The organism is Xanthomonas maliensis (genome assembly GCF_009192945.1).
GTDB lineage: Bacteria > Pseudomonadota > Gammaproteobacteria > Xanthomonadales > Xanthomonadaceae > Xanthomonas > Xanthomonas maliensis.
Window position 1 is genome coordinate 1 of sequence record NZ_NSET01000095.1, and the last position, 15,911, is coordinate 15,911.

The 15,911-nt window shown below is 67.3% G+C and carries 13 protein-coding genes; 7 read left to right on the top strand and 6 right to left on the bottom strand.

Annotated features, from left to right (window positions below; all coding sequences use genetic code 11):
- The first annotated feature begins 343 nt into the window (after window positions 1-343).
- The 5 genes from otsB (at window position 344) to CKY51_RS21485 (ending at window position 9,305) form a co-directional block, all read left to right on the top strand.
- A complete protein-coding gene (otsB, locus tag CKY51_RS21465) occupies window positions 344-1,102 on the top strand; it encodes a trehalose-phosphatase (RefSeq protein ID WP_031339028.1) in 759 nt (252 codons plus the stop codon).
- 43 nt (window positions 1,103-1,145) lie between these two features.
- Window positions 1,146-2,924, top strand: a complete 1,779-nt coding sequence (locus tag CKY51_RS21470) for a glycoside hydrolase family 15 protein (protein WP_022971462.1) — start codon at window positions 1,146-1,148, stop codon at window positions 2,922-2,924.
- Window positions 2,921-4,288, top strand: coding sequence for an alpha,alpha-trehalose-phosphate synthase (UDP-forming) (otsA, locus tag CKY51_RS21475; protein WP_022971463.1), 1,368 nt, complete (start codon window positions 2,921-2,923; stop codon window positions 4,286-4,288). The genes CKY51_RS21470 and otsA overlap by 4 nt, the downstream gene beginning before the upstream one ends.
- 270 nt (window positions 4,289-4,558) lie before the next feature.
- On the top strand, window positions 4,559-6,994 hold the full coding sequence (locus CKY51_RS21480) for a glucose/quinate/shikimate family membrane-bound PQQ-dependent dehydrogenase (RefSeq protein ID WP_031339029.1): 2,436 nt from the start codon (window positions 4,559-4,561) through the stop codon (window positions 6,992-6,994).
- Between the two features lie 448 nt (window positions 6,995-7,442).
- On the top strand, window positions 7,443-9,305 hold the full coding sequence (locus CKY51_RS21485) for a methyl-accepting chemotaxis protein (RefSeq protein WP_031339030.1): 1,863 nt from the start codon (window positions 7,443-7,445) through the stop codon (window positions 9,303-9,305).
- 77 nt (window positions 9,306-9,382) lie between these two features.
- Here CKY51_RS21485 and CKY51_RS21490 read toward each other — a convergent pair whose 3' ends face one another.
- From CKY51_RS21490 to rluD, 4 genes are read right to left on the bottom strand one after another with little or no spacing between them, the layout of a single operon-like run.
- Window positions 9,383-9,799 (bottom strand): thiol-disulfide oxidoreductase DCC family protein, encoded by a 417-nt coding sequence (locus CKY51_RS21490; protein WP_031339032.1) that lies wholly within the window; start codon window positions 9,797-9,799, stop codon window positions 9,383-9,385.
- Window positions 9,786-10,310: a DUF4166 domain-containing protein gene (locus tag CKY51_RS21495; RefSeq protein ID WP_031339034.1), complete on the bottom strand. Its 525-nt coding sequence runs from the start codon at window positions 10,308-10,310 to the stop codon at window positions 9,786-9,788. Before CKY51_RS21495 ends, CKY51_RS21490 begins: the two co-directional genes overlap by 14 nt.
- Window positions 10,311-10,312: 2 nt before the next feature.
- On the bottom strand, window positions 10,313-11,092 hold the full coding sequence (pgeF, locus tag CKY51_RS21500; protein ID WP_022971466.1) for a peptidoglycan editing factor PgeF: 780 nt from the start codon (window positions 11,090-11,092) through the stop codon (window positions 10,313-10,315).
- 1 nt (window position 11,093) lies between these two features.
- Window positions 11,094-12,077, bottom strand: coding sequence for a 23S rRNA pseudouridine(1911/1915/1917) synthase RluD (gene rluD, locus CKY51_RS21505; RefSeq protein ID WP_022971467.1), 984 nt, complete (start codon window positions 12,075-12,077; stop codon window positions 11,094-11,096).
- A gap of 122 nt (window positions 12,078-12,199) precedes the next feature.
- On the opposite strand from rluD, the gene CKY51_RS21510 reads away from it, so the two are divergent.
- Both CKY51_RS21510 and CKY51_RS21515 read left to right on the top strand, forming a co-directional pair.
- The gene (locus tag CKY51_RS21510; RefSeq protein ID WP_022971468.1) at window positions 12,200-13,078 is read left to right on the top strand and encodes an outer membrane protein assembly factor BamD; all 879 of its coding nucleotides are present in this window, start codon (window positions 12,200-12,202) and stop codon (window positions 13,076-13,078) included.
- Between the two features lie 98 nt (window positions 13,079-13,176).
- The gene (locus CKY51_RS21515; RefSeq protein WP_162141701.1) at window positions 13,177-13,410 is read left to right on the top strand and encodes a hypothetical protein; all 234 of its coding nucleotides are present in this window, start codon (window positions 13,177-13,179) and stop codon (window positions 13,408-13,410) included.
- Between the two features lie 22 nt (window positions 13,411-13,432).
- Here the strand turns inward: CKY51_RS21515 and CKY51_RS21520 are convergent, their stop codons facing one another.
- Window positions 13,433-15,073 (bottom strand): NAD+ synthase, encoded by a 1,641-nt coding sequence (locus CKY51_RS21520; RefSeq protein WP_022971470.1) that lies wholly within the window; start codon window positions 15,071-15,073, stop codon window positions 13,433-13,435.
- Between the two features lies 1 nt (window position 15,074).
- A complete protein-coding gene (locus tag CKY51_RS21525) occupies window positions 15,075-15,467 on the bottom strand; it encodes an endonuclease domain-containing protein (RefSeq protein ID WP_152249952.1) in 393 nt (130 codons plus the stop codon).
- Window positions 15,468-15,911: the final 444 nt, after the last annotated feature.

The window sequence follows — 15,911 nt, forward strand, 5'->3', positions numbered from 1 at the left end:
CGGCTCTGCTAGACACTCAGTGTTGTCGCCGGCGGTAGAGGCAGACGTGAATGTGTGACAGGTCGGGGGCCGGGGGGCGGGAGTCGGCATGGATGGCTGCAGTGGCGCGCGAGCATGCGCCGTTCCCGCTCCCGCATCCCACGCGCGGGATGACATGCGCTCAGCGATCGGCAGTCGTCACGCCCACTCAGCACGCTGACTGAAAGGACCGGTGGCCTCCGTGCCATGCGGCGATTCGCCCGTCGGGGGCGGCATGTATCTCCCCACCCATCCCGACGTCCGTTCCCCGGATCCAGCCGCTCCATAACCCGAATCTCACACCGGCTTGCGCACACTGTGCGTCATGGCAGACGCGCATCCCCCTCTCTCGTCGCCGCCATTGCTGGACGATGCCTGCGCATTGTTCCTGGACGTGGACGGCACCCTGATCGATTTCGCCGACACCCCCGAGGCGGTCCAGCTATTGCCGGCCGTCCATGATGCCGTTGCACGGCTGAGCGAGCGCCTGGACGGCGCGCTGGCACTGGTCAGCGGGCGTCCACTGGCCCAGTTGGACGCCTTGTTCGCACCATTGTCGCTGCCGGCCGCCGGCCTGCACGGCCATCAGTTGCGTCGCCATGCGGGTGCCGAACCAAGCCAATCCCCCGACACTGCCACGCAGTTGCACGCGCTGCACCAACGTGCCGCCGCTCTCGCCCATCGCCATCCTGGCGTGCTGGTCGAGGACAAGGGTGTCAGCGTGGCGCTGCATTGGCGCGCGCAACCACTCGCCGGGCCGCAGGTGCTGGCATTCGCGCACGACGAACTGGCGCAGTTGCCCGGTTACCGGCTGCAACCGGGCGACCACGTGGTCGAATTCGTGCCCGAGGGCAGCAACAAGGGCGCGGCGGTGGAACGGCTGATGCAGCAGCCCGGCTTCGCCGGGCGCACACCGGTCTTCGTCGGCGACGATCTGACCGACGAATTCGGCTTCCAGGCGGCCAACCGACTGGGTGGCTGGAGCGTGCTGGTCGGTGACCGTGCCGCCACCGATGCACGCTACCGGCTGGCCGACACCACGGCCGTCCAGACCTGGCTGCAGCGCAATGTCGCTGCCGCCTGACGTTCTTTCTCTTCCTCTTCATACACAGGACCGATCGCACTCCATGACCGAGCCAAACCTGGATCTGGGCGTTATCGGCAACTGCAGCTTCGGCGCCCTGGTCGACCGGCAGGCGCGCGTGGTGTGGAGTTGCCTGCCGGCCTTCGACGGCGACCCGGCGTTCTGCACGCTGCTCTCGCCCAAGACCGAAGGCGGCGATTTCGCCATCGAACTGGAAGACTTCGACAGCAGCGAACAGCATTACCTGCCCAACACGGCGATCCTGCGCACGGTGCTGCGCGACCGCCACGGCGGCGAAGTGGAAGTCATCGACTTTGCGCCGCGCTGGCGCAACAACGGGCGTTTCTACCGGCCGGTCAGCATCATCCGGCAGATCCGTCCGCTGGCCGGCAACCCGCGCATCGTGGTTCGCGCGCGCCCCTTGGCCGATTGGGGCGGCCGCGTGCCGGAAAGTACCTGGGGCAGCAATCATGTGCGCTGGATGCTGCCGGAGTTCACCCTGCGCCTGACCACCGATGTCCCCGTGCGCTTCGTCCGCGACGGCCTGCCCTTCGTCCTGACCCACCCGGTCAGCCTGGTATTGGGCGTGGACGAATCGCTGACCCGCTCACTGACCGGCTACGTGCGCGAGGCGCAGGAACGCACCGAGGAATATTGGCGGGAATGGGTGCGCTATCTGTCGGTGCCGCTGGACTGGCAGGAGGCCGTGATCCGTAGCGCGATCACGCTCAAGCTGTGCCAATACGAGGACAGCGGCGCGATCATCGCGGCGATGACCACCTCGATCCCGGAAGCGCCGCATACGCCGCGTAACTGGGACTATCGCTATTGCTGGCTGCGCGATGCTGCCTTCGTCGTGCGCGCGCTCAACCGCCTCGGCGCCACCCGCACGATGGAGCAGTTCCTTAGCTACATCTTCAATATCGCCACCACCGACGGCACCATGCAGCCGCTGTACGGCATTGGCTTCGAGTCGCAGTTGGAAGAGCACGAGGTCGATACCATGGCCGGTTACCGTGGCATGGGCCCGGTACGGCGTGGCAATCTGGCCTGGATCCAACAGCAGCACGATGTCTACGGCAGCGTGGTGCTGGCATCGACGCAGCTGTTCTTCGACCTGCGCCTCAACGATCAGGGCGATGCATCGACCTTCCGCCGACTCGAACCGCTGGGCGAGCGCGCCTTCGATCTGCACAACGTGCCCGATGCCGGTTTGTGGGAGTTCCGCGGCCGTACCGAGGTCCACACCTACACCGCCGCGATGTGCTGGGCAGCGTGCGACCGCCTGTCCAAGATCGCCGACCGCCTGGCGTTGGAGGATCGCCGCAGCTATTGGCGCGAACGTGCCGATCACATCCGCGAGCGCGTGCTCGGCGAGGCGTGGAGCGAGGAGCAGGGCTACTTCACCGATACCCTGGGCGGCCATCGGCTGGATGCCTCGCTGTTGTTATTGGCCGACATCGGGATCGTGGCCAACGACGACCCGCGCTTCGTGCGCACGGTCGAGGCGATCGGCCGCGTGCTCAAGCATGGCGATGCGCTGTATCGCTATATCGCGCCGGATGACTTCGGTGCGCCGGAAACCAGCTTCACCATCTGCACCTTCTGGTACATCGATGCGCTCGCTGCGATCGGCCGCAAGGAAGAAGCGCGCGAATTGTTCGAACGCACGCTTTCGCGCCGCAATCACCTCGGCTTGCTGTCGGAAGACCTATCGTTCGAGGACGGCGAGCCCTGGGGCAACTTCCCGCAGACCTACTCGCACGTGGGCTTGATCATTGCGGCAATGCGCTTGTCGCGCAGCTGGCAGGAGGCATCATGAGTCGTCTGGTCGTTGTATCCAATCGAGTGGCCGTGCCCGGCGAGAACCGCGCCGGCGGCCTGGCGGTCGGCCTGCTGGCCGCACTGAAGGAGCGCGGCGGCCTGTGGTTCGGCTGGAATGGCAAGACCGCACGCGGCGAAAGCGGTGGGCTGCATGAGCAGACCGAGGGCGACATCACCTTCGTCACGATGGACCTCAACAAGCGCGATATCGATTCCTACTACAACGGTTTCGCCAACCGCACCTTGTGGCCGCTACTGCACTTCCGTCTGGACCTGGTGGACTACGACCGCGCCACCCGTGAGGGCTATCTGCGCGTCAACCAACTGTTCGCACAGAAGCTGGCGCCGCTGCTCAAGGACAGCGACACGTTGTGGATTCACGACTACCACATGATTCCGCTCGGCGCGATGCTGCGCGAGCTGGGCGTGGGTTGCAAGATGGGCTTCTTCCTGCACGTGCCGATGCCGTCGGCCGATCTGATGCAGGCGATGCCCGATCACGCGCGGTTGTTCAGCACGTTCTACGCCTACGACCTGGTCGGCTTCCAGACCCAGCGCGATGCCGAACGCTTCAAGGCTTACGTGCGGCTGTTCGGCGGCGGTCGCGTGCTCGAGGGCGATCTGGTCGAGGGGCCAGGCGGCCGCCGCTTCCATGCCGCCGCCTTCCCGATCGGCATCGATACCGATCTGATCGCCAGCCAGGCCAAGGCCGCGGCCGGCAAGCAGGCCGTGCGCGATTTGCGTCAAAGCCTGCGCGGGCGGCAACTGGCCATCGGCGTGGACCGGCTCGACTACTCCAAGGGCTTGCCCGAGCGCTTCCTCGGCTTCGAGCGCTACCTGGAGCGCTATCCGGACCAGTCGGGCAGTCTGACCTATCTGCAGATCGCGCCCGTATCGCGTGGCGACGTCACCGAGTACCGCCAGCTGCGCAGTCAGTTGGAACAAATCGCCGGCCACATCAACGGCGGTCACGCCGAGCCGGATTGGACGCCGCTGCGCTACGTCAACCAGAACTTCAGCCATGCCACCCTCACCGGCTTCTACCGCGCAGCGGCAGTGGGGCTGGTAACGCCGCTACGCGATGGCATGAATCTGGTGGCCAAGGAATTCGTGGCGGCGCAGGATCCGGAAAATCCCGGCGTGCTGGTGTTGTCGCTGCTGGCCGGCGCGGCCGATGAGATGAAGGAAGCCCTGCTGGTCAATCCGCACGACCTGGATGGCGTGGCCGACGCCATCGCGACCGCGGCCAGCATGCCGCTGTCCAGCCGCGTCGAGCGCTGGCGCGCGATGATGGACCACTTGCGCAAGAACAATATCAACGACTGGCGCCAACGCTATCTGCAGGCCCTTTCGGAAGTGTAGAACGCGTGCAGGTACGTGCAGTGCCACGTGCACGATGGAACGCAGGTTCCTACTCCGTCACGGACACACCACCGCTAGCGAACTAAACTATGCGCATGACTGGCGCCGAGGACCCTGGGAGGGGCGGCGCATCTCATATGCAGGTCCGGGCGCCTTCTACCGTCCCGCGACCGTTCTCCCTCCACAGCCCGCCGTCCCTGCGATGCCCGGGCTCTCCTGAAAACTTTCGATATGACTGACCAATCCTCAAAACGCGGGCTCGGCACCTGGTTGCTGACGGCCTACGCAGCGGTGATCGCCCTCCTGGGCGCGATCCTCGCCTACGAAGGGGGCCGCCTGGTGGCGGTCGGTGGCTCCTGGTACTACCTGCTGGCCGGCATCGCACTCTGCGTGGCCGGCCTGTTGTTGGCCTTCGGCAAGCGCGCCGGCCTATGGCTGTTCGGCGCCACCCTGGCGGCGACGATCGTCTGGGCGCTGTGGGAAGTCGGCCTGGATGGCTGGGGCCTGATCCCGCGCCTGGCCTGGATCTCGGTACTGGGGCTGGTGCTGTTGCCGTTCTGGGCAGTGGCGCGTCGGCGCATGCAGCCGCTGTCCGGCCTGGGCTACGTGCTGGTCACCGGCGTGCTGCCCGTGCTGGGCGCCGGCCTGATCCTGTGGCCGCTGCTGTTCCCACGCAACATCGAGCTCGCAAAGGACACGCAGGCGCCGGCAACCGCGAGCGCGGCCTTCAGCCGCGGCAGCGTGCCCAGCCCCGATGGCAATGTCGCGGCCAATCACGATGCCAGCAACTGGACCGCCTACGCCGGCTCCAATCTGTCCAATCACTACACGCCGGGTGCGCAGATCACGCCCGAGAACGCCAAGGACCTGAAGATCGCCTGGGAATTCCACACCGGCGACTTGAAGCCGAAGGGCTCCAAACTGGGCTACGCCTTCCAGAACACCCCGCTGAAGGTCGGCGATCTGCTGTACATCTGCACCCCGACCCAGAAAGTGATCGCCGTGGAAGCGGCCACCGGCAAGGAGCGCTGGCGCTTCGACCCGCAGACCAACCCCAAGGCGATGGCTGGCGTGGCCGCCACCACCTGCCGGGGTGTGTCGTACTACCAGGCCCCGGCCGGCACCGCCGAATGCCCGACGCGGATCTTTTGGCCGATGGTCGATGGCCGCCTGGGCGCGCTGGACGCACAGACCGGCAAGCTGTGCAGCAGCTTCGGGACCAACGGTTATGTCGATCTGAACGCCGGTACCGGCAATACCAAGCCCGGCTTCGTCGGCCCGACCTCGCCGCCGGTGGTGATGCGTGGCGTGGTGATCCAGCCGACCGGCCAGGTCCGCGATGGTCAGGAGCGCGATGCGCCGTCTGGCGTGGTGCGTGCTTTCGATGCGCTCAGCGGCCAGCTGCGCTGGGCCTGGGACCTGGGCAATCCAGCGATGACGGGCGAGCCGCCCGCGGGCCAGACCTATACCCGCTCCACCCCCAACGTCTGGACGCTGATGGCGGCCGACGATGAGCTGGGCCTGGTCTACCTGCCCACCGGTAATGCCTCCGGCGACTTCTTCGGCAAGACCCGCACGCCGCAGGAAGAGGAATACACCGCCTCGCTGGTTGCGGTGGACGCCGCCACCGGCAAGGAACGCTGGCACTTCCGCACCATCAACCACGATCTGTGGGACTACGACATCGGCCCGCAACCCAATCTGGTCGACTGGCCGGTGGCCGGCGGCGGTACCCGCCCGGCGGTGATCCAGGCCACCAAGTCCGGCCAGGTGTTCGTGCTCGACCGCGCCACCGGCGCGCCGATCATGCCCGTGCAGCAGTACCCGGCACCGCAAGGCACCGATCACGGCGACTGGACCGCCGCCACCCAGCCGGTGTCCCCCGGCATGCCCAACACGGTCGGCGCGCCCAGCCGCGAGTACGAGACCATCGTCGAGTCCGACGCCTGGGGCATGACCCCGTTCGACCAACTGGCCTGCCGGATCCAGTTCAAGCAACTGCGCTACGAGGGCATGTTCACCCCGCCCAGTCTGCAGGGCTCGCTGGCGTTCACCGGCAACCATGGCGGCATCAACTGGGGCGGCGTGGCCGTGGACCTGCAGCGCGGCATCATGGTGATGAACAGCAATCGCCTGCCGTATACCGAGCACGTGTACACGCGCAAGGTGATGAACGAGCTGGGCGTGGTATCGGTGTTCAATGGCAGCAGCAAGGCCAAGGGCTACATGGCGCAGGAAGGCCTGGCCTATGGCGCGCGCAAGGAGCCGTGGATGTCGCCGCTGAACACGCCGTGCGTAGCGCCGCCGTGGGGCTACATCTCCGGTGTGGACCTGCGCACCCAGCAAGTGATCTGGCGGCGTCCGCTGGGCACCGGCTACGACCAGGGCCCGATGGGCATTCCGTCCAAGACCAAGTTCGAGATCGGCACGCCCAACAACAGCGGCTCGCTGGTGACCGCCGGTGGCGTCACCTTCATCGGTGCCTCGCTGGACGACTTCCTGCGCGGCTTCGATACCCGCACCGGCAAGCAGGTGTGGGAGACCCGGGTGCCGGCCGGCCCGCAGGCCGCACCGATGAGCTATACGATCGACGGCAAGCAGTACATCGTGGCGGCGGTTGGCGGACACGACCGCATGGAAACCAAATCCGGCGATAGCGTGATCGCCTGGACCCTGCCCGACGCTCAGAACACGGCGGGCAAGTAGGCCAATCGCCAGCAGTCCCAGAACCGGCCGTCGGCAGACGGCCGGTTTTTTTATGCCAACTGCGACAGCTTCTGCGCAGCGTGATCGCGGACGTCGCGGATGAGGGCTGTGACGATGGCCTTTGACCAAGAGGAACAGCGGGTGTCGCACCAGATCTCGCGACAGCCCGTCAGCAATGCGCCTGGTCGCAATCTCCAGACCCGGTGTCGTACTTGGTCGCCACCCCCAATGCCTGGAATTTCACACAGCGTCCACATTCGCTAATCGGCGGCAGCCCTGTCATGCACGCCGTGACGCCAAGCAAGCTCTAGCGAATCAATCGGATAGCAGCAGCCTCCACCGTTGCCGACGAACGGCGCCTTCACACCGTCATGATTCGGGCTCGGCTGCCGATACCTGGTTACGGCCCTTCCCCGCTGGCCGCTCTCCCTTGCTGCCGGATCTCGCCATGTCACCTTCCCTCGAAGCCCTCCGCCGCCCATCGCCCGGCCTGCGCGCAGCAGCGCTGGTCGCCGCCTGGTTGCCGGCGATCGTGCCGGTCGGCGCGCTGACCCTGCTGACCATCTACGCCTCCGCACGCCATCCCGCCGGCCTGGCTGCCGGCCTGCCAGCGCTGGCGCCGGCATGGCTGCTGCTGTCGGTCGCCAGCATCGCCGCCTGCGGATGGTTGCAGCGGCAACGTCGCGCGCAGCAGACCAGCGCGATCGCGGCGATCACGGCGCTTGGTGAGGAACGCTTCCAGCGTCTGGATCTACGTGTCGGGGGCGGCGAGCTGACACCGCTGCTGCAGGCCCTGCAGACCACTCAGGACAAGCTGGCCATCCGCATCGACGTGCTGGAACAAGGCATGCGCCACGGCCAGTTCGTGATCAAGGCACTCGATGACCTGGACACCATGATCCGCATCGCCGACGACGATGGCCAGGTGCTGTTCGCCAACCGCAAGCTGCTCAAGATGCTCAAGCTGATCGAGCCGGACGTGCAGAGCTTCCGCCCCAGCTTCCATGCCGAGGGCTTCGTCGGCGGCAGCATCGGCGACATCTATCCGGACAGCCAGGCAGCGATCAATCGCATGCGCGCGCTGACCGCGTCCAAGGCGGTGCGCGCACCGTTCTTCGGCCGCCAGATCGACTTCGTCTACAGTCCGATCATCGGCACCGACGGCGCCAAGCTCGGCACCATCGCGCAATGGGTCGATGTCACCGCGCAGGTGAATGCCGAGCAGTCGCTGTTGCGCCTGATCGATGCGGCCGCCGCCGGCGATTTCAGTGGGCGGATGCAGAGCGAGGGCATGGATGGGGTACTGCTGTCGCTGGCCGACGGTATCAACCGCATCTCCGATTCGGTGGAAACCCATCTTGCCGCGCTCGCCCGCGTGATCGCAGCACTTGCCGAAGGCGACCTCAGCCAACGCGTGGACGGCGAGGCGCAGGGCATCTTCGCGCGGCTGCGCGACGATACCAACCAGACCGTGGCGCGGCTAACCGAAATCATCGGCGGCATCCAGGGCGCCTCGGACACCATTCGCCGCGCGGCGGTGGAGATCGCTGCCGGCAACACCGACCTGTCAGGCCGGACCGAACAGCAAGCCGCCAGCCTGGAGGAAACCGCCAGCGCGATGGAAGAACTGACCGCCACCGTACGCCAGAACGCCGACAGCGCGCAGCAGGCCAACCGCCTGGTGCTGGGCACCGGCGAGGTTGCCCAGAACGGCGGCCAGGTGATGGACGAGGTAGTCGCCACGATGGGCCAGATCAGCACCGCCTCGCGCAAGATCGGCGAGATCATCGGCGTGATCGACGGCATCGCGTTTCAGACCAACATCCTGGCACTCAATGCGGCGGTGGAAGCCGCCCGCGCGGGCGAGCAGGGTCGCGGCTTTGCCGTCGTGGCCTCGGAAGTGCGCGCGCTGGCGCGCCGATCGGCCGATGCCGCCAAGGAAATCAAGATCCTGATCGCCGACTCCACCGACAAGGTGGAACTGGGCTCGGGACTGGTCCATCGCGCAGGCAGCACCATGCGCGAGATCGTCGGTGCGGTCGGCCACGTCACCGACATCATGGCCGAGATCACCTCCGCCAGCGCCGCGCAGTCCAGCGGCATCGAGCAGGTCAATCGCACCGTGTCGCAATTGGACGAGGTGACGCAACGCAATGCGGCACTGGTGGAAGAGGCGACCGCTGCCGCCCGCAGCCTGGAAGAGCAGGCGCTGGAGCTGGCCGACGCAGTCGCGGTCTTCCGCTTGGACCAGGCCGACGGCGCGCACAGCGTCGCTCCCCTGTCCGCAGCGCGCCCCCGCGTGGCCGCCTGATCAGCCAAGCAGCGCATCGCCTGCGCGTGGCACGTGGCACGACACGCGCTGCGGCTGGCGCCGGATCAGTCTGTGGGTCAGTCCAGAAAGCGCGCCTGCTGCTGCGGCGTCGGCAACGGGCACTGCTCGGCACGTCCGAACCAGCGATAGCGATTGCGGGCGATAACCCGGTAGCCGGCATCGCGCAGTGCACGCGGCAGCAGTCGCACGATCGCGGCCACGCGCCAGATACCTCCCAGGCCGCACAGCACCCGCACGATCGCGTCGGTGTCGGTCCACGCACCGGCCGCATCGACCAGCAGGAACGACAGCGGATCGTCCGGATCCAGGCCGTGCTGCTGCAGCAAGGCGCGCCCGGCCCGGCCCTGCATCGCGGCAAACCGGTAATGGCCCTGGCGGTCGTGCCGCAGCAGGAACGTGACCCAGCCATTGCACAACAGGCAGACGCCATCGAACACGATGGTCGCCGCCGGCGGCGGGTCAGCGCGGTTCAAGCCAGCCCTCGTAGCGAATGAACGGCCCCAACCACGGCAATTGCACATCGACCAGGAAGCCGTAGCGGCCATCATCGGCGTGCTCGCGGCACTGCAACTGGCGGAACCAGCGCCCCGGCAGCGGCAGCCAGCCCAGCGCCCAGACCCGCGTGGCGCGCCACTGCAGCGCCTGCGCATCGGCCTGCAGAGCGAATTCGAAACTGACCGCGCCCAGGCGCTCGCGCAGCCGCGTGCCATGGCGCCACAGGCGCGAATGCATCGGCACCCCAGCGAACTGCCGGTGCCAGCGTTCGCCGCCGGCGTCGACCAGGAACTCCACTTCCACCGCCACCTCGCCGCTACGGGGCAGGCGGCTCAGCGCGGCCAGCAATGGCACCAGCCAGTGACGCCCGCGCTGGACGCATGCGCGCCCGGCAAAGCCTTGCTGCTGGTCAACCTGGTGCAACGCACGCACCGACACCGGCAGTTGCGCAAAAGCCTCGCTCCCGAGCACCTGGGCAAAGAGCGGCATGCTCATGGCGCAATCCAGGCCAAGGTGGCCATGCGCCCGCTGCGGCGGTCGCGCCGATGGGAAAAGAAGCGCTGCGGATCGGAAATGGTGCACAGGCCACCGCCATGGATCCCCGCCAGCGGGACGCCAGCAGCATGCAGGCGCTGGCGTGCCAGCGCATACAGGTCCACAGCCCAGTGGCCAGGACGGGTGGCGACGAACGCCGCCCGGGCGCCGGCATCATGGGCGGTGAAGGCGGCCAGGACGTCTTCGCCAACCTCATAGGCCTGCGGTCCGGCTGCCGGCCCCAACCAGGCCAGCAGCCGCGCCGACGGGGTCTGCATCGCCGCAACAGTGCGCTCGAGCACGCCATCGGCCAAGCCCCGCCAGCCCGCATGCGCGGCGGCGATCTCGCTGCCATCGTCGGCGGCCAGCACCACCGGCAGGCAATCGGCAGTCAGGATCGCCAGCACCGCGCCCGCGACCGCGGTGACGGCGGCATCGGCCTCCGGCTCGGCGGCCGCCTCGGTTGGCCCGGCCGCTGCCCGCGCGCCCAGTACCTCTACCCCATGCACCTGCCGCAGCCACTGCGGCGGGCTCGGCAGCGCCAAGGCCTGCGCCAGCAGGGCCCGGTTGTGCGCGACCTGGACGGGATCGTCGCCGTCCGGGCTGCTGCGGTTGCCCAGGTTGAGGCTGTCGAACGGCGCGGCCGAGCCGCCCAGCCCGTACCGCAGCGTGGTCAGCGCGTGCACCCGTGCGGGCGCCGGCCACTGCGCCGGCAGCACGAAGGGGACGGCGGCCATCTCAGCGCCGGGCCAGTTCGGCCGCGCGTGCGCTGTCCTCGCGCAACGCCGCCATCAGCTGCTGCAGGTCGGCCGGCACCGGCGCGGTGGCACGCACCGGCGCGCCGCTGATTGGATGCAGGAATTCCAGGGTCTCGGCATGCAGCGCCTGCCGCTTGAAGCCGCGTAGCGCGGCGATCAGCGCGTCGGTGGCGCCCTTGGGCAGTTTCAAGGCGCCGCCATACAGCGGGTCGCCGACGATCGGCGACTTCAGGTGCGCCATGTGCACGCGGATCTGGTGGGTACGACCGGTTTCCAGGCGGCATTCCAGCGCGGTATGGGCGCGGAAGCGCTCGCGCAGACGGTAATGGGTGACCGCGTCGCGGCCGTCCTCGCGCACTGCCATCTTCAGCCGGTCGCGCGGGTGGCGGTCGATCGGCGCATTGGCCGTGCCGCCGGACACCAACGCCCCGACCACCACCGCCAGGTACTGACGGTGGACATCGCGCGCGGACAACTGCTCGACCAGGGCGGTCTGCGCCTGCAGCGTGCGCGCCACCACCATCACCCCGCTGGTGTCCTTGTCCAGCCGGTGGACCACCCCCGCGCGCGGGACCGAGGCCAGGTTGGGATCGCGGAACAGCAGGGCATTGACCAGCGTTCCGTCGGGATTGCCGGCGCCCGGGTGCACCACCAGGCCGGCCGGCTTGTCGATCACCAGCACCTGCTCGTCTTCGTACAACACGTTCAGCGGGATGTCCTGAGGCTCGGCATGGGTCTGAGACTCCAAGACCACCTGCAGCTGGACGGTCTCTCCGCCGCGCAGCGGGTCGCGCGGCCGCGCCGGCTCGCCGTCCAGCAGCGCATCGCCGGATTTGATCCATTCGGCCAGCCGCGAACGGGAAAATTCCGGAAACAGCTCGGCCAGCACGGCATCGAAGCGGCGCCCAGCGGCGGTGTCCGGCACGATGGCCTGGCGGACGGATTCAGCGGATTGGTCGGACATAGACACCAGCAACTCGGCAAAAAACGGGAAATTGACCGGTCCAGGCGGCAGGAGTCAGTCGCCGGACAGGCCACTAGGCTATCATCGCGCTTTCGTTTTCCTGACGCGTCCTGCCCAGACCCATGATCCGACGGTCCACGTTTTCTGCGCCTGTGCGCCTTCTCGCCCTCTTGCTGGTCCTGACGTTCGCCGTCACCGGCTGCCACCGCGGCGCCAAGAAGAACCCCGACGAGGGCATGCCGGTCGATCAACTCTATGGCAAAGCCCATACGCTGATGGAGAAAGGCAACTGGGCCGGCGCCGAGGCCAGCTTCAAGCGGCTGCAAGCCCAGTACCCGTACGGGCCGTACACCGAGCAGGCGATGATCGAGAGCGCCTACGCCCAGTACAAGGCTGGCAAGCACGACGACACCGTCTCCAGCGTCGACCGCTTCATCCGGACCTACCCGACCCACCGCAACATCGCCTACATGTACTACCTGCGCGGGCTGGCCAACAGCAACCGCGATACGGTGTTCCTGCGCCGCGTCTGGTCGCTGGACCCGAGCCGCCGCGACCTGTCCTCGCCGCAGCAGGCCTACAACGACTTCAACACCGTCACCGACCGCTATCCGAACAGCCGCTACGCGGCCGATGCCCGCAAGCGCATGATCGAGCTGCGCGACATCTTCGCCCAGCACGAGCTGGACAATGCGCTGTACTACCTGCGTCGCACCGCCTGGGTGTCGGCGGCCGGGCGTGCCAACTACCTGCTGGAAACTTACCCGCAGAGCGCCTTCCAGTACGACGCCATCGCCGTGCTGGCCGAGGCCTACACCCACCTCGGCAACAAGACCTTGGCGGCCGACGCCCGTCGCGTGCTGGAGCTCAACGATCCGAAGCACCCGTGGCTGACCGGCGACTGGCCGAAGTACCCGTGGGCGATCCGCAAGCTCAACCCGTTCGCTGGCGAGAAGTCCGCCGCCACCGGCCAGCGCAACTCGACGATGAATCGCGATTGAGATCGTCGGCAACGGCAGTCACGACAACGGAGCCCGAGTGGCTCCGTTGTCGTTTTGGCGGTCGGGTCTTGCCGGGGCAAGCAGGCATGGCTGAGGCGATGACGTCGATCGCAGAGGTGTTGCTGCGTGCGTCACCGTCAGGGCGGCGACGGCCGTCCGACTGTTCGCTCGCAGACATCCCCAAGGCGACGAAGAGGCAGCATGCTTACGCAAACCACGGCGGTGCCGACGCGCATGTCGGACTGATGTACGACCTGGCGTCCGCTAAGCCGACGTCGGACCTGCGCAGCGGCGACGCCGGGGCGAGCGCGGTGGCGATGGTGGGCAACTGATGCCCACCCTCTTCACGCGGCGCTACTGTCCACGGTAGCCGTTGGTGATGGGATACCGCCGCTCGCGCCCAAACGCGCGGCGCGAGATCTTCGGCCCCGGCGCGGCCTGGTGGCGCTTCCATTCGTTGATACGCACCAACCGCAGCACGTGCTCGACGGTGTCGGCGGCATAGCCGGCGGCAACGATGTCGTCGCGCGACTGCTCCTGATCCACGTAGCGATACAGGATGCCATCGAGCACGTCGTAAGGCGGCAACGAATCCTGGTCGGTCTGGTTGTCGCGCAGCTCGGCCGACGGTGGCCGCGTGATCACCGCCGGGGGAATCACCGGCGCGCCGCCGACGGTGTTGCGCCATTTGGCCAGGCCGAACACCTCGGTCTTGTACAGGTCCTTCAGCGGCGCATAACCGCCGCACATGTCGCCATAGATGGTGGCGTAGCCGACCGCGTATTCGCTCTTGTTGCCGGTGGTCAGTAGCAGGCCGCCGAACTTGTTGGACAAGGCCATCAGAATCACGCCACGGCTGCGCGACTGCAGGTTCTCCTCGGTGATGTCCGGCTCGGTGCCAGCGAACAGCGGCCCCAGCGCCGCCAGCAAGCCCTCGAAGGCCGGCTCGATGGCAACCGTCTCCAGCTTCACGCCCAGCGCATCGCACTGCTCGGCGGCCAGGTCGTTCGACAGGCCGGCGGTATAGCGCGACGGCAAGCGCACCGCGGTGACGTTGTCGCTGCCGAGCGCATCGACCGCCATCGCCAGCACCAAGGCCGAATCGATGCCGCCGGACAGGCCCAGCCACACCTTGCCGAAGCCGTTCTTGCGGCAGTAGTCCTGCAGCCCGCGCACCACCGCACGCCAGGCCAAGGCATCCATGCTCTCGTCGCCGTCGTCGACCCACACCACCGGGGTGAAGCGACGCGCCTGCGCGGCATAGTCCACCACCAGCCACTGGTCGACGAAGGCCGCCGCCGCCGGATGCACGCTGCCGTCGCCGTCGGCCACCACCGAGGCGCCATCGAACACCAGTGCATCCTGTCCACCGACCACGTTGAGATAGGCGATCGCCGCGCCGCTCTCGCGTGTGCGCTCGGCCAACAGCGCGTCGCGCTGAGCATGCTTGCCGCGCTCGTAGGGCGAGGCATTGGGCACCAGCACCAGTTCGGCGCCAGCCTGCACCGTCCGCGCCAACGGCTCGGCAAACCACAGGTCCTCGCAGATCACCACACCCACCGGCACGCCCTTGACGGTCACCACGCAGCTCTCGCCGTCCGGATCCACATCGAAATAGCGACGCTCGTCGAACACCGCGTAATTCGGCAACTCCTGCTTGCGGTAAGTGGTTTCGATGCGCCCATCGCGCAACACGCTGGCGGCGTTATAGACCACGCTGCCCGCACTCTGCGGCCAGCCCACCACCGCCACGATGCCGCGCGCGGCGGCAGCGATCCGCGTCAGCGCCTGCTCGCAATGGGCGAGAAATCCCGGGCGCAACAGCAGGTCTTCCGGTGGATAGCCACTGATCGCCAACTCCGGGAACAGCACCAGATCGGCGCCGTGCTCGTCACGCGCTTGCTCGATCAAGGCGATGATCCGATCGGTGTTCTGGGCCACGGCACCAACCGGAAAATCGAACTGGGCCATGGCGAGGCGCAGGGTCTGGGACATATCAACGACCTTTTACGGATCCTGCCGGCGGACCGGAAGGAGGGAAGGAGGAACTGGCTACGGACAGCGACCGCGCGATGACATCGCAGACCTCATCGGTACGCGCCAGCACTGCATTATTCCAGAAGCGCAGCAACGCAAACCCCTGTGCCCGCAGGAACGCCTCGCGGGCTGAGTCGGACTGGGTGTCCAAATGCTGGCTACCATCGAGTTCGACCACCAATGCCGAGCTCAAACATGCGAAATCGGCGATGTATGGCCCAATCGGGCATTGACGCCGGAACTTGAAACCCAGCAGCCGCCGATCACGCAGGCGTTGCCAAAGCACCCGCTCAGCGGCGGTCATTTCACGGCGCAACATCCGCGCGAACTGGAGCTTGGCGGAACGGCGCATCGGGCAGTCCGATCCAGGGAGAGCCCACAGGCTAAAGCTGCCAAGGAGGGCGATGCATCGGGGGTCGTGGCGACTACGTGTAGGAATGGTCCTGGATGCGTGCCCTCACCCCTACCCCTCTCCCGCACGCGGGAGAGGGGAAACCAAAGCGACCTGCAAGCCTCGTCCAGCCGCTCCGCCTTCCGCCTTCCGTCCCCCGCCCTCCGCCTTCTCCCTTCCGCCTTCCTTCTGCCTTCTCCCGCCCGCGGGAGAAGGGGCCCGAAGGGCGCATGAAGGCAAAAGAATCCCCCAGCAAAGCCCCCTTCTTCCGCCCGCGGGAAAAGGTGCCCGAAGGGCGGATGAGAGCAAAAGAATCCCCAGCAAAGCCCCCTTCTCCCGCCTGCGGGAGAAGGTGCCCGAAGGGGCGGATGAGGGCAAAAGAATCCCCCAGCAAAGCCCCCTTCT